Annotated in this window: 27 protein-coding genes; 25 read left to right on the top strand and 2 right to left on the bottom strand. The window is 34.2% G+C overall.

Annotated features, from left to right (window positions below):
• Positions 1-53: 53 nt before the first annotated feature.
• The gene (locus tag DF185_RS06730; RefSeq protein ID WP_110359970.1) at positions 54-455 is read right to left on the bottom strand and encodes a MotA/TolQ/ExbB proton channel family protein; all 402 of its coding nucleotides are present in this window, start codon (positions 453-455) and stop codon (positions 54-56) included.
• A gap of 485 nt (positions 456-940) precedes the next feature.
• On the opposite strand from DF185_RS06730, the gene DF185_RS06725 reads away from it, so the two are divergent.
• The 16 genes from DF185_RS06725 (at position 941) to DF185_RS06650 (ending at position 14,531) form a co-directional block, all read left to right on the top strand.
• Positions 941-1,738: a sensor histidine kinase gene (locus DF185_RS06725; protein WP_165835968.1), complete on the top strand. Its 798-nt coding sequence runs from the start codon at positions 941-943 to the stop codon at positions 1,736-1,738.
• Positions 1,738-2,439 (top strand): LytR/AlgR family response regulator transcription factor, encoded by a 702-nt coding sequence (locus tag DF185_RS06720; RefSeq protein WP_110359968.1) that lies wholly within the window; start codon positions 1,738-1,740, stop codon positions 2,437-2,439. The genes DF185_RS06725 and DF185_RS06720 overlap by 1 nt, the downstream gene beginning before the upstream one ends.
• A 333-nt stretch (positions 2,440-2,772) precedes the next feature.
• On the top strand, positions 2,773-3,420 hold the full coding sequence (locus DF185_RS06715) for a hypothetical protein (RefSeq protein WP_110359967.1): 648 nt from the start codon (positions 2,773-2,775) through the stop codon (positions 3,418-3,420).
• Positions 3,421-3,440: 20 nt separating this feature from the next.
• Complete coding sequence (locus tag DF185_RS06710) at positions 3,441-4,646, top strand: acyltransferase family protein (protein ID WP_110359966.1); 1,206 nt, start codon at positions 3,441-3,443, stop codon at positions 4,644-4,646.
• A 56-nt stretch (positions 4,647-4,702) separates the two neighbouring features.
• On the top strand, positions 4,703-5,494 hold the full coding sequence (locus DF185_RS06705; protein WP_110359965.1) for a class I SAM-dependent methyltransferase: 792 nt from the start codon (positions 4,703-4,705) through the stop codon (positions 5,492-5,494).
• A 300-nt stretch (positions 5,495-5,794) separates the two neighbouring features.
• The gene (locus DF185_RS06700; protein WP_110359964.1) at positions 5,795-6,424 is read left to right on the top strand and encodes a lactate utilization protein; all 630 of its coding nucleotides are present in this window, start codon (positions 5,795-5,797) and stop codon (positions 6,422-6,424) included.
• Between the two features lie 122 nt (positions 6,425-6,546).
• A complete protein-coding gene (locus tag DF185_RS06695; protein WP_165835967.1) occupies positions 6,547-6,957 on the top strand; it encodes a lipocalin family protein in 411 nt (136 codons plus the stop codon).
• Positions 6,958-7,269: 312 nt separating this feature from the next.
• A complete protein-coding gene (locus tag DF185_RS06690; protein ID WP_165835966.1) occupies positions 7,270-8,415 on the top strand; it encodes a TlpA family protein disulfide reductase in 1,146 nt (381 codons plus the stop codon).
• Between the two features lie 101 nt (positions 8,416-8,516).
• Entirely contained in the window at positions 8,517-8,960 is a 444-nt protein-coding gene (locus tag DF185_RS06685; protein ID WP_110359961.1) for a GNAT family N-acetyltransferase, read from the top strand.
• Between the two features lie 45 nt (positions 8,961-9,005).
• The gene (locus DF185_RS06680; protein ID WP_110359960.1) at positions 9,006-9,542 is read left to right on the top strand and encodes an HD domain-containing protein; all 537 of its coding nucleotides are present in this window, start codon (positions 9,006-9,008) and stop codon (positions 9,540-9,542) included.
• Positions 9,543-9,651: 109 nt separating this feature from the next.
• A complete protein-coding gene (locus tag DF185_RS06675) occupies positions 9,652-10,473 on the top strand; it encodes a hypothetical protein (RefSeq protein ID WP_110359959.1) in 822 nt (273 codons plus the stop codon).
• 1 nt (position 10,474) lies between these two features.
• Positions 10,475-11,008: a hypothetical protein gene (locus tag DF185_RS06670; RefSeq protein WP_133249980.1), complete on the top strand. Its 534-nt coding sequence runs from the start codon at positions 10,475-10,477 to the stop codon at positions 11,006-11,008.
• Positions 11,009-11,372: 364 nt separating this feature from the next.
• Entirely contained in the window at positions 11,373-12,044 is a 672-nt protein-coding gene (locus DF185_RS06665) for an NAD(P)H-dependent oxidoreductase (protein ID WP_207784595.1), read from the top strand.
• A gap of 327 nt (positions 12,045-12,371) precedes the next feature.
• Complete coding sequence (locus DF185_RS06660; RefSeq protein ID WP_110359957.1) at positions 12,372-12,845, top strand: hypothetical protein; 474 nt, start codon at positions 12,372-12,374, stop codon at positions 12,843-12,845.
• Positions 12,846-12,883: 38 nt separating this feature from the next.
• Complete coding sequence (locus DF185_RS06655; protein WP_110360140.1) at positions 12,884-13,681, top strand: SDR family NAD(P)-dependent oxidoreductase; 798 nt, start codon at positions 12,884-12,886, stop codon at positions 13,679-13,681.
• Between the two features lie 43 nt (positions 13,682-13,724).
• Complete coding sequence (locus tag DF185_RS06650) at positions 13,725-14,531, top strand: glycine betaine ABC transporter substrate-binding protein (RefSeq protein ID WP_110359956.1); 807 nt, start codon at positions 13,725-13,727, stop codon at positions 14,529-14,531.
• Between the two features lie 25 nt (positions 14,532-14,556).
• Here DF185_RS06650 and DF185_RS06645 read toward each other — a convergent pair whose 3' ends face one another.
• Positions 14,557-15,414, bottom strand: a complete 858-nt coding sequence (locus tag DF185_RS06645; protein WP_110359955.1) for an AraC family transcriptional regulator — start codon at positions 15,412-15,414, stop codon at positions 14,557-14,559.
• Between the two features lie 713 nt (positions 15,415-16,127).
• Between DF185_RS06645 and DF185_RS06640 the strand changes: the two genes are divergently transcribed.
• The 9 genes from DF185_RS06640 (at position 16,128) to DF185_RS06595 (ending at position 26,070) form a co-directional block, all read left to right on the top strand.
• Positions 16,128-17,306, top strand: a complete 1,179-nt coding sequence (locus DF185_RS06640; protein WP_110359954.1) for an FMN-binding protein — start codon at positions 16,128-16,130, stop codon at positions 17,304-17,306.
• Positions 17,307-17,315: 9 nt separating this feature from the next.
• Positions 17,316-17,951 carry a nitroreductase family protein gene (locus DF185_RS06635; RefSeq protein WP_110359953.1) on the top strand — a complete coding sequence of 212 codons (636 nt, stop codon included), beginning with the start codon at positions 17,316-17,318 and terminating at the stop codon, positions 17,949-17,951.
• A gap of 115 nt (positions 17,952-18,066) precedes the next feature.
• Positions 18,067-18,945, top strand: coding sequence for a DUF4437 domain-containing protein (locus tag DF185_RS06630; RefSeq protein WP_110359952.1), 879 nt, complete (start codon positions 18,067-18,069; stop codon positions 18,943-18,945).
• A 651-nt stretch (positions 18,946-19,596) separates the two neighbouring features.
• Positions 19,597-20,472 carry a radical SAM protein gene (locus DF185_RS06620; RefSeq protein ID WP_110359950.1) on the top strand — a complete coding sequence of 292 codons (876 nt, stop codon included), beginning with the start codon at positions 19,597-19,599 and terminating at the stop codon, positions 20,470-20,472.
• Between the two features lie 1,279 nt (positions 20,473-21,751).
• Positions 21,752-22,162 carry a PEGA domain-containing protein gene (locus tag DF185_RS06615; protein ID WP_110359949.1) on the top strand — a complete coding sequence of 137 codons (411 nt, stop codon included), beginning with the start codon at positions 21,752-21,754 and terminating at the stop codon, positions 22,160-22,162.
• A 347-nt stretch (positions 22,163-22,509) separates the two neighbouring features.
• Positions 22,510-23,439, top strand: coding sequence for a hypothetical protein (locus DF185_RS06610; RefSeq protein ID WP_110359948.1), 930 nt, complete (start codon positions 22,510-22,512; stop codon positions 23,437-23,439).
• Positions 23,440-23,688: 249 nt separating this feature from the next.
• A complete protein-coding gene (locus DF185_RS06605) occupies positions 23,689-24,690 on the top strand; it encodes a hypothetical protein (protein ID WP_110359947.1) in 1,002 nt (333 codons plus the stop codon).
• A gap of 208 nt (positions 24,691-24,898) precedes the next feature.
• Positions 24,899-25,465: a hypothetical protein gene (locus tag DF185_RS06600; protein ID WP_110359946.1), complete on the top strand. Its 567-nt coding sequence runs from the start codon at positions 24,899-24,901 to the stop codon at positions 25,463-25,465.
• Positions 25,466-25,599: 134 nt separating this feature from the next.
• A complete protein-coding gene (locus tag DF185_RS06595) occupies positions 25,600-26,070 on the top strand; it encodes a hypothetical protein (RefSeq protein ID WP_110359945.1) in 471 nt (156 codons plus the stop codon).
• Positions 26,071-26,235 lie beyond the last annotated feature (165 nt).

Below are 26,235 nucleotides of genomic sequence, written 5' to 3'. Positions count from 1 at the left end.
TTATCTTTAGCAGGTATAAGAATACCAGACTTGTTAAACCCTAATGTTTCCTTTTACTCACTTATAGCTTGAATGTGCGAGGGATAATCTTTTAGATTTCGATACACAAACCAAATGATAGATGATATGATTAGAAGCATCATGCCAAAAAATGGGGCGATAAAAGAAACTTTTAATCCTCCCGCTAGCATATGTGGGCCTATACTGTTACCACCCATGCTTTGGATAACATCAAAAGCTTGAATAAGACCAACCATTTGCGCGCTTATCCCGATTAAAAATGCGAGACTCCCAAAAAACAAAATACTATCGTTTGTCTTTTTTAGTTTTTGAGGATTTTTACTGCCGCGATACAAAATGATAAAACGAACTGCTAGGCTAATTACGATGATCCACATCAGGTAAACAAGAGACATGAAAGTGGGACCACCTTCATAAAAGAATCTAATTATCATGATTTTAAATTTAAATATTAATAATAGAACAATTGTAATTATTCATGATAAGCTTTAAAATATTATTATGGGAACAGCATAAATGACATTCTTAACAACAAATTTAAAACAATAAATAGTATTTGTGTTATTCAGGGGGTGTTTCGTGCTGTTGGCATAAAATAAGGATTATATCTATTAATGAAACCAATTTCCTTTTATATTTGTTAGCTATGGCTATCAATAAAAACATAAAATCAAGAAACAATTTTTTTTCAATCTGGGAAATCATTTATTGGTTCATAGCAGCGTTATTTATGTTTTTTGTTTTCAGTAATAGACATTACGATATTCATATACGTACGAACCTATCTATCTTGCTTTTAATAATAAGTTTTGCGAGTGCTAGGGTATGTAATAAAATTTTAATTCCTAAGTTTTTATTTAAAGGTAAAAGAGGCTTATTTATATATTTACTCATTTTCCTGATTATTATAAGCTTATGGTTGATTAGTTTTGCTCTGTTTATTATTACTTTGTACAGCAATATTGCTCTTCCCAATACAATTTTGCCATCTTTCGAAGATGTTATAATTCTACTAACAGGTACCTATTTGATTTCACTCTTATCATCTGTTTTTTATTTTACGAAAGAATCTTATCGATCCAAAGAAGAGAAATCAATTATTGAGAAGGAAAAAAACATGTTGGAGTTAAAGTTCAAAGAAGTGCACCTACAACTTCTTAAGGAACAAATTCATCCTCATTTTATCTTCAATATGATGAATAACCTCTATGCCCTGGTAAATGAAAGCCCTACTGTTTCGAGAGAAGTGATTGTACGATTATCTGACTTATTGGAATATATGCTTTATGAATGCAATGCAGAAAAGGTAGAATTAAGCAAAGAAGTGGCATTCATCAACAATTATATTGAGCTTGAAAAAATAAGACATGACGATAGTTTTAATGTTACGACCGATTTTCCTAAGAATGTATCTGGGATAAAAATTGCCCCTTTAATTCTATTTCCTTTCGTTGAAAATGCTTTCAAGCATGGATTAAAACAAACCAACAAGGATTTTATTTCGATGAAATTAGAAATCACTTCACCTAGAATACAATTCAGCATCAATAATTACAAACATGATACTGTGCTTGCTGAACACAAAACTAAAAAGAATAAGGGTTTAGGTCTTAAAAATGTGCAAGAAAGGCTTGAACTATTGTATCAGAATAGATATGATTTACAAATATCAAGGGATAAGAACCTGTTTGAAGTTAAACTAAAAATTGTACGATAATGCCCGGTAAAAATAATTATACTTGTCTGATTATTGACGATGAACCTTTGGCAATAAAGGTGATACAGGAACATCTTGAAAATTTTAGAGATCAGATTGAGTGTGTTGGTATGTACACAAAGCCTATTGATGCAATACCACTTTTAAACAAAGGAGATATTGATTTATTGTTTCTAGATATTAATATGCCATCTATTTCTGGTATTGAATTTTTAAAAGCCATTCCCAATCAACCTTATGTGATCTTCACCACTGCTTATAGGGAATTTGCGGTTGATGCTTTTGATCTCAACGCTCTTGATTACCTTGTAAAGCCTATTTCTACCGGAAGGTTTTTAAAAGCAATCAACAAGTTTCTTTCAATGGAACAAAAACAACAAACAATGCGAAAAGATATCATTCATATTAAGGCAGATAAAAAGAATTATAATATTCCCGTAGAAAGTATACTATATATTGAAGGAGTAGATAACTACATCAAGATTAAAACGACAACGAATAGTCTTATTTGTTACGAATCATTATCGAGAATGGAAAAGGAATTACCTGCAGAGATATTTATTCGAATTCACCGTTCTTTTATTATTAATATCAACCAAATTGACCATTACACCTCGTCTTACATTAAGCTGGATGACCGAAAGTTTACCATTGGCAGAAATTATAAAGAACAGGTGTTAAGTTATCTGGAAAAACAATAAGCTCTATTCTTAATAATTTGATAAAACAAAATGTACAAATAAATGTCTAATGCTATTGGTTAGCACATAACTTAAAAATTGTGCTATTGCCAATTCATTTGTAATAAAAAAAAGTGTTCCATGAAGAAATCTTCGAGGAACACTTTTTTTGTTGAACAAGCAGTACAGGAAAAAGAATAATTCATTCTCTTAAAATTTATAACTGTAAAATGTTTTGATTGAAAATGATAGTTTATAAATTTAAGGAGGTAATGTTTATTAAGTACAGTGTTATGCTTATGTATAAGTTGTGTACAGTTAAGATTGATAATATCTGCAATAAAATATAAGGAAATGGATTACAACAAAGAAAAGTACAAGATTTGGAATTGGAAAAGTCCTGTAATATTGCATTGGATTATAAATCCAGGACTGGTTGTAAACGAGTTGATTTTTGGGCAGACCATCCCAAAAGTAATGTTAATCGAAAGGGAAGGAGACAAACCATTTTATCAACGTTCTTTGGTTCCCTGTCCTCATTGTGGAGAATTACATTCAGGACTAAAATGGTCATCACAAAACAAAACAGCATTTAAAAATTGGTTTGGCTTCTATTGCGACAATTGTTCCAATATCATACCTGTTCAAAGAAACTTGACCTCATTAATGGTATTGACTTTGACTTTTCCAATTTGGGGATGGTTCAGAAAAACATTAAAGCAGAAGTGGTTAAGCAAACAGCCAGATAGATATAAAAACATAAATCTCGAAATATCCAATAAGAAAAATTCAACTAAAAATTGGTTGAAAGAAGGAGTTTACTTTGGCTTATTCATGATTGTTGCAATGCAAATTATTTTTCCTTTGATTGAAGGAGAAGAGATTACACAAAGAAGCCTTTTAATAGGAATACCCACTTGGATGATTTGCGGATTGGCCTGGGGGTTAACAATGAAGTGGTGGATGAATAAGAAAGGAAAAAGAATAAAGGCTAATAGCTAATGGAGTTCAATAAACACTGAATGATTAAACTTTTCAATAACAATACAAACAGGCTGTATGGATTGGACCATTTAAGGGCAATGGCAATTATTCTGGTAATGATTTTTCATTATGGGAGAGGAATTCCTGATTGGTTGGAACCAATTAAACGAATTGGTTGGACTGGAGTTGATCTGTTTTTCGTTTTGAGTGGCTATCTGATCGGCTTTCAGCTTTTAAAGGAGTTTAAGGGCAATTCAAAAATTAATTTGAAGCGTTTTTACATGAAACGTTTGTTTAGGATTGTTCCAGCATATTTAGCCATACTGATATTGTATTATTCATTGGGTAGTTTAAGAGAAGGTTCGGGATTACCACCATTGTGGAAATTTCTTACTTTCACTCAAAATTATGGACTTGACAGCCAAACACAGAAATCATTTTCTCATGCATGGTCTTTGTGTGTAGAGGAACAGTTTTATTTGCTGATGCCTATCAGCATAATTCTGTTTTTCCAAGCTCGTTTACAAAAACTAGCTCCATATCTTATGCTTGCTTTAATAGGTGTAGGTATTTTATTGAGAATTCACAATTGGAATGAGTTTGTGCAGCCTTTTCTTGAAAATGGTAGTAGGAGACTGATGGTGCAAGGACTTCTCGAAAAAGTATATTACCCAAGTCACAACAGAATGGATGGATTGATTGTTGGTGTTTTGATTGCTTCTATTTATAATTTTAAACCAGGCTGGCAAACCTTCTTAAGTAAATATGGAAACATTAGTCTTTTACTGGGACTGATTTTATTTCTGCTTGCATATCAAGTTTGTGAAAGTATCCTTTCGTTCAAAGCAATGGTTTATGGCTTACCATTAATATCATTAGCCTATGGATTTATTGTGATTGGAGCCATTAGTCCTACAAGTATTCTTTACAAGTTAAAATCTCGATTCACCTTTGTCATTGCAACATTATCTTATGCCATTTACCTAAGCCATAAGCAGGTTTATCACTTGGTGAAAATCTTATTGGCAGATATAGATAATGGATTTATTCAGCAAAATGTATTTTGGATTTGCCTGATCCTTGCTGTAATAGGCGGATTGATATTGCATCTGTTCATAGAGAAACCATTTATGAAACTAAGGAATCAAATATTAAATGTTTCGAACAATAAATTGGAGAAAACTCGAGGTCGATTAAGTTTAAAGCATATAAAAGTATTTGGAGGAAGAAAGGTTGAGTCCTGACAATGAGAAAATGAACTATTAAAAAAGCAATTCCTTATAAATAATAGAAAATACAGATGGATAATTTTGAGCACAATAGAGAGAGTTGGAATGAATTGACAGCTTTGCACACAGAATCTAGTTTTTACAATGTGGAAGCCTTTAAAGCAGGGGAAACTTCTCTGAATCATATCGAATTGGAAGAATTGGGAGATGTAAAAGGGAAGCGATTGCTTCATCTTCAATGTCACTTTGGAATGGATACTTTATCCTGGGCCAGAAAAGGAGCCGAAGTAGTGGGGCTTGATATTTCTGATGCTTCCATTCAGAAAGCTAAAGAGTTGTCCGAAGAATTAAATATACCGGCAAATTTTGTGCGCTCAAATGTATATGATATTGAGAAGGTCTTGGATGAAACTTTCGATATCGTTTATACCTCTTATGGAGCAATAAACTGGTTAAATGATCTTGACAAATGGGCGAAAATTATAAATCGTTACCTAAAACCAGGCGGAGTGTTTTACATGGTAGAATTTCACCCGTTTATTTATACGCTAAATGATGATTCTGAAATTACAGACAGTTATTTCAAGTCAGCACCATTAGAGACTGTTGTAGAGAAATCATATACCGACAAGTCAGTGGTTTCCAATAAAAACTTGAAGCATATTGAATGGCATCACTCTTTGAGTGAGGTTTTGAATAGTTTGATTTCAAATGGAATGAGGATTGAGTTCATGAATGAATTTCCTTATCAGGTTTACAACTGTTTCCCCAACCTGACAGAAATTAGCGAAGGAAGATGGGTATATGAAAAACATAGAGATAAGATTCCTCATATGTATTCAATAAAAGCCTGGAAAATATAAACAATTGTTTGTAGAGTGGATTCAAATTCTCTTCATGCAAAAAATATCGAAGCTTTAAAGTCTGGAAAATACTCATGACTTTAGAGCTTTTTTATTTCTACTTACAAATAAAGTTGAAGTGTTGGGCTATGAAGTATTATAAAGGAAAATGTTTTGTTTAAGAATTATTGTTTATAAATTTGATTGCTCTTATGTGATATACTTACACTATACTTGTTTTTAAGGGATATAAGTCACAAAGGATGATATAAGAAAAAGTCAGCTTGTATCATATAAACAGCAATCAAATCAGGGAACACTATGGATTTACTAGAAAAGACGAAAGAACAGCTGGAACGTAATAATTTTGAAGTACACATTTCAGAGAGTTTGGAAGCTGCATATCAGATATTTGTCGAGGAAATATTGCCAACATTAAATGCGAAAAGTGTTTCCTATGGTGATTCTAAAACGATGCATGAAACCAAAGTTCTTGATTATATCAAAACTTGTGATTCATATGAGTTTATAGACACGTTTAATCTGCAGTATACCTGGCGCGAACAAATTTTACAAAGGAAAAAAGCCTTAACTGCAGATTTGTTTTTAACCGGTAGCAATGCCATAACAGAAACTGGTTGCTTGGTAAATCTCGATATGATTGGAAACAGAATTGCAGCACTCACTTTCGGACCTAGGCATGTGGTTTTATTTGTTGGAAGAAATAAGATAGTGAAGGATCTGGAATCGGCCATGAAGAGGGTGAAAGGGCTTGCAGCAATAAAGAACGCGCAAAGTCATAAAAGCTTAAACATCCCGTGTCAAAAAACAGGGAAATGTATGGATTGTAGTAGTCCACACAGAATTTGTAATTCGTGGACCATTACGGAAAAGTCTTATCCCAAAAGTAGAATTAAAATTGTGCTGATAAACGAAGATCTTGGATACTAATTGAGGGTAATAGTATTAGGAAATAGTATACAAATATGGGATGATATGGCACAATATATGTGTCTTGATTGTGCTGAGCATTGAAGATGATTAAGGAACAAGAATCAAAAAAACATACAAGAATGAAGAGAACAATATTAGGTTTACTATTGATGGGGTTAATTTCTTTTGGGGCCTGTAAAGAAAACAAGAACACAGGGGAGAAGAACTTTAAAAAAGATGGAGTAGAGGTATCTGCAGCGCATATCAATAAGCAATTATTGGTAGGCTCCTGGTTGGATACATCTGAATCTCAACTTCACTTTTCTATGCTTCAGGATGGAACGGCACGTTCTGATAATATGGCAACGCTTTTGTATCAGAAATGGAGAGTAGAAGGAAGCAAGTTGATTTTAACCGTTAAAAGCATTGGAAATGGCAGTTCGTCTGTTGATGAAGAAAGTTATGAGATTAAAACATTAACGGAAGAAAAGTTGGTTCTTCAAAATGGGGATTTTACCATGGAATTTGAAAAGAAAATGATCAAAGAATAACTATCTACAATTTAAAAGATATGAAAGAAGCTTTAAAGCTTGGAATGATTCCAGGTTTTAGAGCTTTTTTTGTATTCGCTTACCATTTACAGCAGAATAGATGATAAGTTGTAATTCTCTTAAATATTATTAATGTAAAATGTTTTGATTGAAAATTATTGTTTATAAATTTGGTTGCTTTACAAATTATAATTACTCAGTGTTGTTGAATTTAATTGGGAAGAAGAGAATTAAGGTAGTTGAGATACATTTATTAATTAGAAATTCTTTATGAAATCATGCACTAAACATTGTCGCCAGAAAAAAACATTTATGAAACAAATATGGGTGTTCTTCCTGATTTTAGGAACTTCAAGTTGCACAGTAAGTCATGAACAGGTATTGGAAGAAACAAAAAATAACTTGACTTCAGAAAAAGGAATGGCTTACGATATAAATCAAATCCTTATACAAGGAAACCCCTCAACAGCTGATACCACAATTGTTCACACCACCACTCATGCCATTTTTGAGTATAATAAACAAGATAGTTTAATCAACTTTAAGTACAGCATAGAAGATCAGTATACACACCCTATATTTCAGGTATCTGTAAAGTCAAAATCCTATTACGATTGGCATAAGCACGTTAAGGTATTGGAGAGTGAGTTGAAAAATATGAAGAAAGAGACATGTCACCAAGAGATTGAAGCATCAACACTTGAAAGAGATACCAGAGGACATATAAGCACTGTTCTAAAAATTATTAATAAAGATGAATTTAAATTTAAAGCAGTAAATGACACAATTTTTAAGGATAAAAAATGCATATGTATTAAGGCAATTTCTGAGGAGGATATTTCACATCATTTAATCATTGACAAGGAAATGCATTTACCTGTAAGGCTTCAGATTATTGAAAGTTTTACTCAGCCTTTTATTAATGAATACAATTATTATAATTTCAGAGAAATACTTGATTTTAAAGAAGCTTCGTTTGAAAGCGTTATGCCATATAATGAGTTTGATGCAAAACCTTTGACAGTAGGAGATGTTATTCCTGAGTGGAGTTTGAAATACGTAGATAATAAAAAGATTTCAACTTCTGATTTCAAGGGTAAAAGCACAATTTTGTTTTTATCAGCCATAAATTGTGGCTGGTGTCAAAAAGCGATTCCATCCATAAGTAGAATTCAACAAAAATATAGAGAAAATGATAGTATTCAGACCTTTGTTTTTTATCCTTTAGATACGAAAGAAAAACTTGAATCTTATATTCAGGTTAAGAAAATTGATTTTCCCATTATCTATAATCCAGGCGAAAATAATAAAGAAAGAATAAGAATGCTTAATAGATTGAAATTTAGTTATCCTACAACTATAATTTTAAATTGTAATAATGAAATTGTGTGGTATAAAACAGGTTATGGTGATGGGTTTGAAGAGCTAATAGAAAAATCTATTCAGAAATATTTGTAGGTGGAATTATGGATATAAGTTCCATAAATTACAGGATTTAGCCGCATATTTGAAAATATAAACAAGTTGATGTAAATAACAAGAACACTTTAAGCATAGGAATGATAAGACCATATACAAATAAAGATAGATCCAAACTGATTCAATTGCTAAGACTAAATATCCCGGAATATTTTGCTCCTTCAGAGGAACTTGATTTTAAGGAATACCTCGAAAATGAAATAGAAGATTACTTTGTTTATGAAGAGAATTCTGAAATTATTGGAGCTGGTGGAATCAACTATTTTCCTGACGAAAAAACTGCTAGAATTTCCTGGGATATGATTGATCCAAAATACCAAGGAAAAGGAATTGGGAAAAAGTTGACACAACACAGAATTAATCATTTGAAGAATAAATCGAATATTCAATGGATCACGGTAAGAACTTCACAGTTAGCCTATCATTTTTATGAAAAAATGGGATTCGAACTTGAAAAAGTAGAAAAGGATTTTTGGGCAAAAGGTTTTGATCTTTATCAAATGCAAATGAATAATAAAGCCTAAAAAGCTGTACCAATTTATCAGGTAGAACTTTAAAAATAATAATGTATGACACAAGAAATATATCAAAAGGCAATAAAATTTGCTGGTGAAAAGCACAAAGATCAGAAGATGCCAGGAAGCAATTCGAATTATTTGCTGCACATTTCAAATGTAAGCATGGAGATATTGATGGCTTATGCAATTGAGAAGAATTTTGATGTGGATTTTGCCATTCAACTTGCCATATTGCATGATACCATTGAAGATACGGATACTGAGTTCTTAGAGCTAAAGGAAACATTTGGAGAACGGGTTGCCCAAGGAGTTTTGGCCTTAAGTAAAAATGAAAATCTTCCCTCGAAAGAAGAGCAAATGTTGGATAGTTTGTCGCGTATTAATCAATTGGAAAAAGAAGTTGGAATGATAAAGTTGGCCGACAGAATCACAAATCTTCAGGAGCCTCCATACTATTGGAATAATGATAAGATTGAGAGATATCGAAAAGAGGCTGAGTTGATTAGTAAGGCGCTGTCTGGTAAAAATGATTATCTGAATAAAAGATTGTTAGGTAAGATAGAAGAACACAAGCAATACCTAAAGTGATTTCCTGACTGAGGTATCCTGAATTATTCAATCGGTAAGAAAGCTAGATTAGCAAGTATAAGTTTAATTACCATTTAAAATTCTACAATCAATACATCCATTGCGAAGAATGAGAAAGCTTCTATTATTAATTGCATTACTATTAAGTATTTCACATTTCACAAATGCCCAACAACAAGTAGGGGTTTGGAATGTGAAAAATGGAAATATTGAAACCAACAATTCTGAAAATGATGAGTTGGGAGTTCAGTATTGGGAAACCATACATGCCATTTTGCCTAATGATTTGTTGAATAAATATGTATTGTCCTTGAGATTGTTTTCCGATGGCAAAAGTAAGGACATGGGAGGGATGAATCAGTTGGATGAGACCGTTGAGTTTTGGCAAATTGATTTGGATACTGCAGACATGAATATTTTTACCAGGGATTCCATTCAAATATTGGATTATACTCATACTCTGATTCATGAGTTTGGTCATTTGCTCACTTTAAATACCTCGCAGATCGAACTGACAGATGACAGAACTGAAAATCCTGATCAAGGATATTTAACTACCGAGGGATATGCCATTAAAGAGAGTTATTTGAACCTGTTTGTTGAAGCATTTTGGAAGCCAAATTTGTTACAGGAATGGGATAGAATCAATAAGAAAAGGAACAAGAAAAAGTTGGTAGATCGCTTGTATGACTTTTACCTCGATCATGCCAAGGAGTTTGTAACAGATTATGCTGCCGAAAATCCTGAGGAAGACATTGCAGAGTCGTGGACATTCTTTGTTCTATCGGATAAGCCATTAAAGAGTGGCGGCAAATATGAAAAGATTAAATTTTTCTACCAGTTTCCTGAGTTGGTAAAGTACAGAGCACACATAAGGGAGAATATCTCCTTTATCCCTGATTTCTATGTTGAAAATTTTAAACAAAACTAATATGAAGAAATACATATTGGTAGTCCCAGTACTACTTATCGCATTGTTTGCCTGTAAGCAAGAGAAGGCAAAAAAAATAAGCATCGACAAATTGGTAAATAGTGCTGAACAATTCGAAGGGAAAAGAGTAGAAACCCAAGGAATGGCCGTTCATTTTTGTGGAGCCGGGAAAAAGAAGCTAAAATTGAAATCGGAGAATGGTTCTGTGGTAAAAGTGATTCCTTCTAATTTGTTACTTCATTTTAGTGCCAAGCTCAATCATAAAAAACTAAAGATTGTTGGCAGAGTTGAGACCAAGAGAGTGGAAAGATCATTTGTTGACAAAATAGATCGAGAGAAAACCCTTTTGTGTCATATCGATCATACACCTTGTATAGATGAAGAGTGGGTAAAGAGAAAACAGGAAACAGGAGTTTCGGATAGTTTATCGGCTGTTGATGTGAAGAAATTAAGGAACAAGATGCAGAAATCAGGTAAAGACTATATTACTGTAGTTACCATTATAGCAGATGAGATTGAGGTAATTAAAGGGTAAGCCAATGCCATTAGGAACATTTAAGAAATGTGATCTTACTGATTTTAAACCTCGGCCACCACAGGCAACAAGATTTGGATGTTATTTTGTAATGGGATTTTTCCTGTTAATAGCTATCATTATAATCTGGGGAGATCGGATATTTCTGTAGTTTTCAGACTTTTATTCAAAAATGATTGCAGAAGATAGAATTGGTTAATTGCATATACAACCTTTTAAAATACAATTCTATGTGATTTTCTTACAACAATAGGGGACTTCTGATTGTATAGTTTTGTATTGTCAGGTTGTAGACGTGTTTTGATCGATAAAATCAATGATACCTGATCTCATTTGAATAGAATATTAATAAACAAAGTATAAAATGATGCAAGCAAAAAAAGAAGAGATTTTAAAGGCGCATGCTTATCGTCGTGCAATCAAAGAGTTTGAACCAGAACAAAAAATTAAGGATGAAGATTTTGAATTCATTTTGGAAGTAGGAAGACGTTCTCCAAGTTCATTTGGTTGGGAACCTTGGAAATTTGTGGTTGTTCAGAATCAAGAATTGCGTGGAAAATTATCAGAGCCAAGTTGGGGTGCACAGAAGCAATTGGCTTCGGCAAGTCACTTTGTAATTTTATTGGCTCGTAAAGGTGATGAGATGAGAGTGGGTTCGGATTACCTAAAATACAAATCGCAAGTAGTAGATAAATTGCCTGCTGAAATTGAGGAAATGAAGCTGAAGTTCTTCAAAGGATTTATGGAGAATGAGTTTGATTTAACAGATGATCGTAAGATTTTTGATTGGGCATGTAAGCAGGTTTATTTGCCATTTGCAAACATGATGACTGCAGCTGCACAAATTGGAATCGACTCTTGTCCGATCGAAGGTTTCGACAGAGCAAAAGTAGAAGAAATTTTAACGGAGGCTGGAGTTGTGGATACCAGTAAACTTGGAGTGGCTGCAATGGTAGCTTTTGGTTACAAAAAAGAAGACTCTCCATTTCCACAATCACGTTTCCCAATGGAAGAAGTTGTTGAATGGGTTAGATAATAACCAGACTGTTTGGTTTTATTGTTTAAAAGTCTGTTAGCTTTCATAGCTGGCAGACTTTTTTTGTGCCTTCAATTTTAATTAGAAGTGCACAGTGCAAGTAAAAGGGAATGGCAAGAAATCCCAATTGTTAAAGTGCATTCAAATTGGTTCAATTGATAAAAAGAATGGGTGAAATCAATGGAAATTTGATAATCCAATCGGAATTATACTTTCATATTGTATATACAACCAATTAAAATACAATTTTATGGGATTAGCTTACAATGTTATTACTATCTGATGTCTGTAGATTTGTAATTACTAAGTAAAAAGAATTTCAAAAAAATGGAAAGCAAGAACAGCCGGAACTTAAAGGTTTGTGAGATTATACTGGAAGAAGAAGCACTTCGATTTTGTTTCTTAGATAATGATAAGCAAAAGAAGGAAGTTGCTGTGAATGCTGGACGTAAATATGTTTCTGAACGGTTTTTTAAAGGTGATGTGCCAAAGGATGATGAAGTTGAAATTTCAATCTATCATGTTGAAGAATCGGTAATAGGGAATGAAGAACTCTTGAATCGTGGAGAGCACTTTGTATTTAAGCAGAAGCTACTGCCTGATATCTTTGATAAAAAAGTTGGTGAGACTATATCATTTGATGAGGTGGAGAAAGTAAACCACAAATTTTTTGATGTGATTGCAGGTGTGCCTGAATCGGTGATCCAAATTGACTTCAGCAAAGAGAAGTTTACAGTATTGATGATTCTTAGGGCAATTATGCATGTGCTTAAAATTAGACAAATAGAGATCGCTTGTTAGGTAGTGCTTAAAGTTTTGAACTATTAAAAGTTAAAATGATGAAGAAAACAATATTAATCACAGGAAGTACCGATGGAATTGGGAAGTTGACAGCCACTAAACTGGCTGCCGATGATCATGAAGTGTATCTGCATGGAAGAAACCAAAATAAACTGGATGCTCTAATAGCTGAAATTAAATCAGTAACGGGAAATGAGAGTGTAAAAGGTTTTACTGCTGATTTTTCTGATTTCGAATCGGTAAAACAAATGACCCAACAGGTAAATGGAGAACTATCAAAATTGGATGTTTTAATTAACAATGCTGGCGTATATCATAGTGCGGAATCGCATAACAAGAATGGACTGGAAATGAGATTTGTTGTTAATTATTTTGCACAGGTTTTGTTTACCAATGAGCTGTTGCCATTGTTGAAGAAATCAAATCAGGCCAGAGTCATAAATCTAAGTTCGGCTGCCCAATCATCAATTTCTTTCGGTGCTTTAATAGGAGAAGAAAACATAGGGGTAAGTGATGCTTATGCACAAAGTAAATTGGCTTTAACCATGTGGAGTTTTCATATGGCCCAAGAAGAGCCGGACTTGACTATTGTTCCTGTAAATCCAGGATCTTTGTTGAATACAAAAATGGTAAAAGAAGCCTTTGGGAATTCATGGTCGTCGGTAGATAAAGGTGCTGATATTTTAATTGCCTTGGGAGTATCTGATGAATATGTAGATGTATCTGGAAAATACTTCGATAACGACAGGGGATCATTTGGAATGGCTCATCCCGATGCTTACGATAAAACCATTGTAGATGAATTGATGGAGCTTACCCATAAAATTGTAGGATAATTGTTTGGAGATCTGCAATAAAGCTGTTAATGGAAAGAATCTCATGCATATTAAATACAGGAAAGTAATAAGCCTAGGAGTAACAGACCTCTCTTTTCATAGGGTAACAGCATCCTTACTGACAAATGTGTTGAGGAGTATGGGATTTGATGTAAATAGGGTATACGCACCACATCAGGATAACTTTGACAGGTTGCGATTAGGTGAGGTGGACATGTTGACATCCGCCTGGTTGCCATTTAGCGACGGTAAATTCAAGGCAGAGGTGGAAAAGGAGGTGTCTTTATTGGAACTGGGATTGCATTACAACCCCTATTCCATGTGGGCAGTTCCTGACTATGTTCCAATTGAAGAGGTCGCAGAGATTGCCGATCTTCACAAGCAAAAAGTATTTGAAAAGATGAGGCCTGCCATTCAGGGAGTTTGCTCTGGGGCTGGAATTACTCGCTCATCCAGGAAAATGATGAACTTGTATGGATTGAATAAAACAGGCTATCGCTTTTTTACAGGAACCGAAGAGTGTTGCTATGGTGCGTTGGAACATGCCTTTGCAAATCAGGAATGGATTGTAGTTCCCTTGTGGAAGCCCAATTATTTGCATCACCTTTATGGGATTCGAGAATTGAAAGATCCCAAAGGATTACTGGGATCAGTTGATAAAGCTGTGCTTTTATTGAGAGAAGATAGAAAGCACTTATTTTCTGCTGATCAACTGCATCTCTTGGATTCCCTTCGCTTTTCCAATGAAATTATCAGTGAATTGGATTACCAGGTTTCGTGTAAAAATGAGATTCTGGATGAACTTACCTATAGATGGTTGTTGGCAAACCATAAACTAGTTTTGGTATAAAATGAATTTTCACGCAGAAAATGATTTATGAAACACAATAGGAGTGACCGCCATTCTTGAATTCCTTAACTGTCATTCCGTAAACTTTCTTGAATGATCTCGACAAGTGGCTACTATCCGTAAAATTCAACTGATAGGCAATTTCCTTTAAGGAAAGATCGGTATGCAGAACTTTAGTCTCCACGATTCTTAGTTTGGATTTAATAATGTAGTCTGCCAAACTAATACCAGCCTGCTTTTTAAAGTATTCCGAAAAATAAGATTTAGAAATGCCGAACTTGTCAGCAAGCTTAGGAACTCTTAAATTTTCGCTGTTAAAGATATTGGTATTGATGTAGCGTAAGATTTCGCCAAAACGATTGTCGATCTCATTGGCCTGGTCAACATATCTTTTTTCAATGCTTCGCGCCAGTATGTTTAGGATGGAAGCAATAGAACCTGCAATAATTGAATCGGAGTAAGAATCTGCAGATAAGTATTCCTGGTAAATGGATTTGATGTTATCGATAATGAAATTTCGTTCACGATTGGTGGCAATGATATCACCAGGCACCTTATTGTAATTTGCCAGAATGTAGGCAACCTTATCAAACCAATCTTTATAATCTGTGAGGCCGTCATTTTTTAGAAAGTAATGATCGGTGAAGCGAATGAAATAGAAACGAGATTCTTCTTTAATTTTAAAGGAATGACAATCCAAAGGAGGAAGCAGGAATATATTGCCTTCATGGTATTCGAATTCATGATTGTTGATGCATTGGTAGCCTGATCCTTTTTCCACATAAACGATCTCAAAGAAATTGTGCTTATGTGGTCGCTTTCCCCAAGTTGATAATTCCTCTATATGAATCTCAAATAATTTGTTCGCTCTTTCTGTATGCATTGTATTAAAATTGGTTTGTTTGAACGCAATATACGGAATTAGGGCTGAAAAATCTTGTTAACAAAAACTTAAAGAGGCTGATTTGAAGTAAAATCCAATAATTATACAATTTTATCCAATACATGTACAATCAATACTTTTAAACGAGTTAACAAAATATTGTAGTAATGTCCCATTTTTCCCAATTTCAGTACAACAAGCATTCAAAGGCATCAAGTTAGATTTGTATTCTTCACCAATTAAGTATTGATACCCTCACTTTGAGTGAGAGCATCAATTGCTGATAGGCTGAAGGTATCACTTTAATGAAGTTTATGGCTTTCAAGTGTGGAATAATGGAATGACTCTGAAAATACGGAGCTCATGGGCATTGGAAGGTCAAGCTGCTTATACGCAGAAAACCTTATAGTAAGACGGGATAGCTGAGAACTTTGTTCGAAGATCCTCTCGCCGCACTTAAAGTTCTCAAGTAGAGGTAGTTTGAGTTTACACGCCCTAGATTCTTTGCTTCCTTTCTCATCAATGGAGAAAGGAAGAGCCTTCCGGCTTGAGGTAGAAGAATAAAAAGAATTTTTAAGCCTTGATTCAATTGAGGAGTGAAGGGTAGTTATAAAAACGAAATAGAAAGAAATGAGTGAAAAAAAGAAATTAAGCATTAGCGATGTAATCAACATCATACTGGCTGCAACAGTAATCATTTTATTATTGGCATTATGAGGAAGGGAATCGTAAAACAATCTACCATTCAAAAAATCTATGCCATTGCTATGATTGTCTTGCTGCTGGCTGTTTTGGCAATCCAAAGAGAGAAGATTTTTGGCTATGAAATTTTTGTGAGTAAAACAGATGTAAAGCAGCCAGCTAAATATACCATTGATGACATCAGGACTTTATTTTCGGATGCCTCAAGTTTTAAGCTTCAGAACGATAGTATTCTTGTTTTTTCAAATCAGGATCAGGTGGGCTGGGCTTACAATACCAGTCCTGTATCCGATTCGATTATTGGTTTTGCATCCTCGGTTCCGGTATTAATGGGTTTTACCAATCAGGATAGTCTTGTTGGGATAAGGTTGCTTAAAAACTATGAATCTTCTGATTTTGTTGAGAAGATTAGGAAAACAGGCTTTATGGAAACCTGGGATAAAATGGAAATTCATGATATTCTGAATTCCAAAGTGGATGTGGTAAGCGGAGCTACACTTACATCCAAAGCCATTATCAAAACCATGAAGCACAGTGCGGGAAAAATTCTGAATCAATCGGTTTCTCTTGCCGTTCAAACAGATTTCCTGGCCATTTTAAAGAATGTATTGGGAGTTGTTCTATTGATATTGGCTTTAATCCAGTTTTTTGTGCCTAAAATGCTGAAAAGATTTAGGATTGCCTACCAAATACTAGTTGTGGTAATACTGGGATTCTGGTCAGGAACTTTCTTGTCCTTGTTTTCTTTTAGCAATTGGACCACACATGGAATTGATCTGCCAGCCAAACTATTTGTATTTGGAATATTGGTCTTAAGTGTTGTACTTCCTTTGAGCAAGAGCAAATCTTTTTATTGTGCTCACCTGTGTCCTTTTGGCGCATCGCAGGATTTGTTAGGGAAAGTAAAGAAGAAAAAAGTAAAGTTATCGCCGACGGTAAAACAATTTCTGTCTACTCTGCGCGAGAAAGTATTTGCCACCATCATGCTATTGCTATTTACCGGTGTAAGTTTCGATTTGACCAATGTTGAACCTTTTTCAGCATTTCTGTACAACTCAGCATCAATACCGGTAATCGTATTGGCAGTTGCCTTTTTGATTTTGTCAATTTTTACCCCTCGTCCTTGGTGTACTTATGTTTGCCCGACGGGATATTTATTAGAAACCATTAGAAAACCATTCAAAAATTAAATAGATCATATGAATAAGAGTCATTTATTATCCTTGTTGTTAGCTGTAGCCTTATTGCTTACTACTTATAAGTTGGTTGACACAAGAAAGAAAGCAGAAGAGATTTCACAATCATCAAGTACCAAAAGAGAAGCCATACTATCTGTAATTCACGAACGCAAAAGTGTAAGAAATTATACCGATCAGAAGGTGTCGAAAGATGATATCATGACCCTATTGAAGGCAGGTATGGCCGCGCCAACGGGATTCGATGCCAGACCATGGCAGTTCTTGGTGATTGAAGACCGAAATACCATGTTGGAACTCCGAAAAGAGTTAAAGTATGCACGAGGCCTGGACGGATCGCCAGCAGCCATTGTGGTTTGTGGAGATATGAGTAAGGTGAGGGAAGAAGCACCCGAGTTTTGGATTACCGATACTTCAGCTGCAACTCAAAATATCCTTCTGGCCATGGAAGGAATGGGACTTGGAGGCGTTTGGAGCACCTTGTATCCAGGAAAGGAGAGAATGGAGCATGCCAGGAAAGTATTGAATTTACCAGATCACATCATGCCGTTGGCAGTGATTCCTTTTGGTTATCCAACTGGAGTTGAAAAGCCAAAGGATAAGTTTGATGCCAACAATATTCATTGGGAAAAGTGGTAAATGCTTAAGAGACTGAAATAAAGTTTTGTAAATTATAAGACCTCTTGCTGATGAATATGTATAAAGATAATTATTCGGCATTATTTGAGAGAAGTTTAATTTAAAAATCACTAGGATGAGAATATTTCTAATATTGGCATTGGCAAGCACTTTGTCAGCTTGCTCCAATTCAAAAAGCAAATCTGATGGTGTAAATGATACGAATACAAAGGCCATTTACGAACTTGTTTTAAGGTCAGAAGTTGAATGGACGCACCTAAATCCCAAACGTGGAGATTTGGCTCCAAAAGCAGGAACTTTATGGGGAGATAGAAAAGGAACTGAGCCAACAGGGTTTTTGTTGAAACCTACAGATGGTTTTTCATCACCTCCGCACATTCACAATGTTTCGTATCGGGGTGTTGTGATTAGTGGAGTGATTCATAACGATGATCCAAATGCTGGTGATATGTGGATGCCTTCCGGTTCGTTCTGGATACAGCCTAAAGGTCATGTACATATTACTTCTGCCAAGAGCAATAATACCATTGCCTATGTTGAGATTGAGGAAGGTCCGTATTTGGTACTTCCACCTGAGGAGCATTTTGATAGTGGAGAAAGACCAGTGAATGTAGATGAAACAAATATTGTTTGGTTGGGAGCTTCTGATATAAAATGGATTGATCAACCAGAAGCCAAAGCATCGAAGCATGGTGTTAAAATGGCATTTCTTTGGGGAAGTACTGAAAGTGGTCAGTTGAATGGTACCTTTATTAAACTACCAGCTGGTTTTAGTGGCAAAATAATTAGTCATGCTTCAAGTTTTAGAGCTGTAGTGATTAAAGGTTTACCAAAGTATCATGAACTTGGCAAAACAGAGATGAAAACATTGGAACCAGGCTCATATTTTGCATCAATGGGTGGAGGAGAGCATACAATCAATTCTGACTCGGAAGAAGAAAGTATTTTTTACGTTCGAACTGATGGTAAGTATGAAGTAAACTCGACAAAATAGATGTAATCGATTATTATAATTTTAAGGCTCTCTATGATTTATATTGGATTATTCTTTAGAAGTATCATTTCTGACCTTTATTTTGTTCCAGTGACCAATGTGGGCATTGGAAGGTCTAGCTAATTAGACGCAGAAAAATTTTTAGGAAGACGGGGAAGCTGAGAACTTGTTCGAAGATCACGCCGCCGCACTTAAATTTTTCAAGTATAAATAGTTTGAGCATACACGCCCTAGATTTTTTGCATCCTTTTTTATCAATGGAAAAAGGATGAGCCATGCGGCTTGAGCAAAGTAAAGTTAAAATAAAGAATGATAGGATAATTTTTTCATCAAATAATGATTGCTTTAGTTACCCACTATAAATCATACAGAACTGCTTTTAATAAGCAGAATAAGCATTGGGAAGTATTCTTCCTGATGCTTTTTTTTAATCCGCACTTTAATATGATTGTAATATTCTTGGTTAATGCCTGCCAGAAATGGCTTTTTGAAAAGGATTTGATAGGAAAAATTGGATAATTGCTGATGTATTGAAGGTATTGGCCACTAATCGTACAATACTATCCAGTTATCTTACTCTTAAAAGGAAATGGCACTCCTTAACTTTGCATTGTCAATTAATTAATGGGTTGAGAATTAAATTTTAAGAAAATGAATTACACAGGACCAGTTTACAGGCCACCTTACGAGGCCAATACACTTTTATTGCAAGTAACAGTAGGATGTGCACACAACAAATGTATATTTTGTACCATGTATCGCGATGTAAAGTTTTCGGTAGATAAAGTGGATCAGGTAGAAAAGGATTTGCAGGAAGCACAAACAAAGTATCCTACGGTAAAGCGTGTGTTTTTGGTGAATGGAGATGCTTTTGTATTGTCGGGAAGACGCTTAAAAGCAATTGCTGAATTGATTCACAAATACCTGCCTGAAGTTGAGATCATCACTATGTATGCATCCATCAACAACATTATGGGCAAAACAGATGAAGAACTGGCAGAACTGAAAAACTTAGGAATTGGTGATTTGTGGGTTGGCGTAGAAACCGGTTTAGGCGATGCGCTTGATTACTTGAACAAAGGGGCAAATATAGAAGATGCCTACACCCAACTGGAACGCTTAAATAAAGCGGGCATTACTTTCTTTTATGGATTCATGTTTGGAGCAGCAGGCAAGGGCAGGGGAATACAGAATGCCGAGGCCAATGCAAAATTAATCAACCAGGTAAAACCATTGGGAATTGTTCCCACTACTCTTAATGCCAATGAGGGAACCCAATTGGCGAAGGATATTGAAGATGGTAAATTCGAAATGGCAACGGAACGCGAGGTATTGGAAGAGCAAATCAAAACATTGGAGCTGGTAGATGTGCCTACCTATTATATGGGAATTCATATCATCAACACGGTGAGTTTTGATGCACAACTGCCCAGAGACAGACAGAATGCCATCGATCGTGTAAAGCATGTACTCTCGGATGCAGATGAAGCAGTATTAGACAGTGTTCCGGCACGTCACTCCATTTAAAGGCTGCTTTCTAGGCACATATTTGAAATTAAATATTGATCAGATACAGTTGGATTACAAGATAGAAAGGAAAAACAATTTAAAATGCACCCTTCTGGCTGTTGGTAGCTCATCAAGGAGAGGATTGAGGTGAGGTGACTTGAAATGGATTATACCGAATTGACCCAATGAACAAAAAATACCTCATTCTATCTTTCTCCTTAAGGAGAAAAGAACGTATAATGTAAAAAAAAAATGCATACCACATATTTTTCATTTGCCTGAAAGGCAAAGATCATTCAAGCCCAGAGGAAGGGAGCGAAGTGACTGCCACCCTGAGTTCATGGATTCTGCAGTAAATCGTCGCAACTGGAAGTGTTGTTTTATGGGGCGGATTTTATTGCGACGGAAAAGGATGGTTTTACCCTAGAAAACTCTCACAAATATCCTACGTCTTCACATTCTTTGCACAACTTCCTCTCCTTGAGGAGAGGATTGAGGAGAGGTGATATCGGAGAGAAAATACCTCATTCTATCTTTCTTCCCGATTAATCGGAACAGGCTCTAAATGAGAAAAGAACACCTGTTGTAAAAAAAAGCATAACACAAATTATCATTTGCCTGAAGGGTAAATATCATTATTGAATTTAATAAGATAGGGGTAGAAATTTAACATTAATATTTGAATGTGAATTGTTAAAATATTTCGTCAATTAATATATTTATTTTTGTAATTAATTGAAAGATAATGTTTAAGATTATTTTAAACAGAACAATATATGATGAAAATGTAAATGCTTATTAGGCTTTGTTTATGCAGATTTTAGCAATGGAATGAAGAGTACAATATACTTATTGGTAAGGAAATGAAAAGAAGTTGAGTGCTGGCATTTAAAGATTGACAGAAAGAAGGGGAAAGGTGATGCTACTCTTTGAAAGATTGTTGATGCCATCATAAAAATGGTAAGTGAAGTTTGGCTAATTGTAAGTGTTGATGCCAAAACTGTAAATGATGAAGTAGATACTGTAAATGAAACTTGATAAACTGTAAGTGCAGCATTCAAAAGTGTAAGTGTTGAACCCAAAATTGTAACTGATGAACCCAAAACTGTAAGTGTTGAAGTAAATACTGTAAATGAAGCTTGATAAACTGTAAGTGAAGCAAGCAAAAGTGTAAGTGATCAAATAAAAATTAAGGCATAGAGTATTGAGAATGCTTCTGATGAAATAAAAAATGCGCATGACAAAGAAGAAAACGCTTCTGAACAAACTAGAATGTAAGTGAAACAATTGGATACGTATGGTACTGTTAGACAAATACAATTTGTTGGTAAAAAGAGGATTGATGCTATACATGCGTAGCGTTTATGCTGAAAGTGATCCTGATTTGTTCGATGAGTTTTTGGTGATCATGACCAAAGACTATGCTTCGAGCACACAAAGAGCTCTACAGGGAATGTTTTCCAATGCCAAAACTGGTGAATCCATACGTAATGTAAGGATTTCTATTAATGGCAAGAAAGCAGTTACCCGCCGTGGAATACAGGGTGGTTTTTATATTCAAACTTTAAGTGCTGGTGAACACGATTTGCGTTTTAGCAAGAAGGGATACCTGGATGTTGTAATGCAGGTAGTTGTTTTGCCAGAACATACCTTCCAGTTGGATGTGAAACTGGAAGCTGTTGAAACCAATAAGCCTGTTATGGCTTAATAAACCCATAGTACCATACTTTTCAATTGTATGAAGCCTCCAATTACTTGGGGGCTTTTGTTTTTCAATCAAAATATAAATTGTATTGATAAATTCTATTGATCTTTATTGGGATAAATATTTTGGTTGGTAATAATTGTTGTTAAATTCGGAATTGTTTTTTCTTACAAGAGATATGAACTTATATGGGTGAAAAATCTTTTGCAAAAATTTAAAGTCCTTTAGATGTAATTATTGAGAATAAGTAGCTAGTTGTTAGTGTAATGAAAAAGCCAACAAATGAGGTAGGTAAAGTGCATTGCACTTTAGTCAAATGTTACCTGCAATTTTAATAAACCGAACTGCAAATGAAAAATCAATTCAAATTAGGTAACTTATCAAATATCGGATTTGGACCATATTTTGCCCTAATCCCCGATGAATATGATGAAGAATTAAAAAAACGAATTGCTTCAGCAATGGCGAGTAAACATTTAAGATTGAAATCCATGGATTACACAAAAAGCAAGTATATAGATTGTTTGAATCTTGATAATGGCACTGATGATAATCCATTCTCGAACCTTTTCACAAGAATAGATGCCGAAATCAAATGCGCACTTCATGAGCTTTATGAATATTTCGATTCAATTAACTTTGTTGGTGAAACTATCAGTAGCTTAGCTGTCGAAACAACATTACATCGATTAAGGAATAGTTACGAATGTTCCTTATTGCTAATGGGGCAAATGTTTTATTTCGAAACTATCGCTTTAATAAGACAAATATTTGAGCAACTTGCTTATTGTATGAATATTTGCGACATGACTAATGATGAATTCACTAATCTAAGTGAAAGTGGAAGAAAACATAAATTAAGAACCACTAACATTCATAATTTAAAGGAATTTTTAACTGACAGAAACATAGGGGCATTATATTCCTATTTAAGTCAGATAAGTCACATTGACGCAAAACAAATTGGAAAGTTTATCTCATACGACGAGCAAATTAAAAAAGTAGTAGTGCAAATGAAATCACCAATACAAGTAGCAGAATCCGCACTACTACTTCTAGGCATTATTGACATTCATACAGTAGTCCTCGAATATTCATTACGCATTCACTTGAAAAGTAAATACAAATATATAACAAAGGAAAATGGTCAATATTATATCTCTCAAAACAGAAAAGTTAAAAACTTGTATACTAAATACAGATTGGAATTCGATGCTCTTCTCGAATCAGAACAAAATGCCAATGCACAACACACGCTATATAACATAGGCGGGCAGTAGGTTTTCGAATGTTTTCTGCTTTTAATGCGCAACGTCAAGGTAGCTTTTTTAGAATAGTTATAGTTAAGTGTAGTCCTAAAATAGCTACCTTGCCTTTTTATAAAATTTGAAACATAAATCAATTAAGGCGCCTACGTTACATAGCGCCATCCGCTGTGTGTAATGTCTTCAAAACAAGTGGTTAGGGAATGATAAGAAAGCATAATCAATCACCTACCTCTAATTAAAATTATTGTATAAGGATTTAAGATGGAAATTAAAAAAAAAGAATTTTGGAAACTATTAAGCATTATTACACTAGCTTGTGTAATTGCAAGTTGTAGTTTTGTTGAAAGAAAAAAAGGACCTGAAATCCCTCCTCAAATTAGCAAACCAATATGGAAACTAACTTCTGATTTTTATGTGTCAATAATAAAAGGTGATTTTGCGAAATCAAAACATTTTCTGAATGAGTCAGTTTTTCGCACTAGTAACAATGAAGAATTACAGCCAATATTTTCTAAATTCCAGGCACTTTTGATAAGATTTGAATTTAATACACAGAATAGTTTTTATCAAAAAAGTTTTATTTCAAATTCAGTAGTTAGTACAAATTTTAATGATCCTGAAATAAGACCCTTTTCAATCAAGTACGTTGCAAACTGTAATGAATCCGCTTTTACAACTGCAATTATAGGTCAGGAAGCTGTTCAAAATTGCTTGACTACTATTATGGGCAAATATGATAATGAGTGGAAAATAGATGCATTTCTTATTGGACTTCTTAAAGTAAATGATAAAGATGCAGATGACTGGTTAAACGAAGCAGAGTATTGGTTTGAACAGGGTGATTATATAATGGCTGATTATTGTTTAAAGCTATCCAGTTGGTTATTAAAGCCTGCAAATGAATTCTGGAAATATGAGAATGAAAAAGAAATTTTGGAATCTTCTCAGATTTTAAGAAGGAAAATTAACAGAAAATTTAAACTCCCTAGCTCTATTGAAGAACTAAGTTCAAAACCAAAGATAGTAAAGATATTTCCAACAATATCTTATAGTAATGTATATCCTGCTATTACATATGTAACAAAATTTCCTCTAAACGATAGTATATCTCTTAGTAATGAATGTTCAGCACTAGAACCTACGATTAGTAATTATTTCAAGAATATTGAATCAGATTCTGTTATAATTAAAATCATTGATAAGTATGATCCTTGGTCAGAATCAGAAAAATATAAGCTAGCAATAAAAAAAATTGTAAAGTGAATGTAAAACTACCCTAGGTAGCTTGAGCTCTTAGCTCGTGCTCTGCGTAGCAGAATGCTTGTCAGCCCAATGGCAGAAGTCAGAGCTACAAGCTCGAACCAGCAAGGGGTATAAACAATACATTGAATGAATAATAGAGAAATAAACGCAATTGTGTTTAGCCTTAATTTTCACGTAATAATATCACAATAAACCTGAAATAGTAATTATGAAAAAAATTAATGTCAGAATAGAGAAAGTGATTCTAACCTTTGCCTTCATTTTATCTATTTTCTCTGCTAAATCACAGACATATAATGACATTGTTTCAGATTCAACAGTTAGTCAATTCGTAATTTCATATCTTGACAACTGCATTAAGGAGATTGATGTCCAATATCAAAAAAGACATCCATTTATTATTAATACAGACGAGATAATAGATCCTAAAAAACTTTCAAGTCAACTAGATAATTGGAATTTACTTTTTGAAGATAGTGAAACGAACATCGATTCATTATTCAATTTTGAAGATAAATTATTCATCATAAAACAAGAACAAACTCGAAAGAAGTTCACTTGGAAAATTAAACACAATATCGTTGAATTTAAAGATTTAAAGTATGGTGAAAGCTATTATAGGCTAAGCATGCCCTTATTTTCAAAATCGAAGAATATAGTAATTATTAAACGAAGTTTTGAATGTGGAGATGATTGTGGTGATAGTTTGATCTCAATCTATAGAAAAAGAAATAAAACTTGGGAGTTAATATCAGGATGGGGTTATATTATATGACCAAACCCCTGATAGCGGAAGCTCGTAGTTCTTGCTCTGCCTAGCAAAATGCATATCTGCCCAATGGCAGAGATCCGAGCCACAGGCTCGAACCTTTAGGAAATGTATAGTGAAATGAAATTATATAAAATTAAATGACTTTAACGAAATTATTAAAAATCACTTTTATAATTAGCTATTTGTTTTGGGGAGGTTTCTTTTTGCATTCTTTCTCGGAATTAATGTTACGAAATGCTTGGTTTGACTTTTTTGACATACAAAAAGTAAAGGCGGAAAAAATTGAATTCATACCCATTAATGGAAGAACAACTGAAATTAACTATGAATTTGAATATAAAAATGAAAAGTATATTGGCAAAAGAAGAGTAATTAATAGAATAATTGAAACTAGATTGCCTGAAAATAAAGAAAATGTTGAAATATCTTTTAACACTCTTATTCCGAGAGAAAATTATCTTGACCAGCTGGGCTTAAAAACAAGAAATGGAAATGTCGGCTTAATTTGTTCTGGTTTTCTTCTCCTTTTTACATTAGGCTTTGACCTCTTTGGCAATAAACAGAAATGGATTGGAATTTATAGAGGATATTTCTCAAGCGAAGGCTAACAAAAGTTAAAATTAAAGGTTGTTGAGCTTAACGAGATAATAAAATATGAAAGCGAAAACTTTTAAAGCACACTGAGAGGAGTATTCGGTTCATAGATCATATGTCATAAACCATTTGTCTTGTACAGCTGATAACTGTTTTCCTGAAAATGAATTTTAAGAAAA

The organism is Marinifilum breve, assembly GCF_003202155.1.
GTDB classification, from domain to species: Bacteria; Bacteroidota; Bacteroidia; order Bacteroidales; family Marinifilaceae; genus Marinifilum; species Marinifilum breve.
The sequence above is the reverse complement of the archived record's forward strand: the minus strand, read 5'-3'. Positions and strand labels throughout refer to the sequence as shown.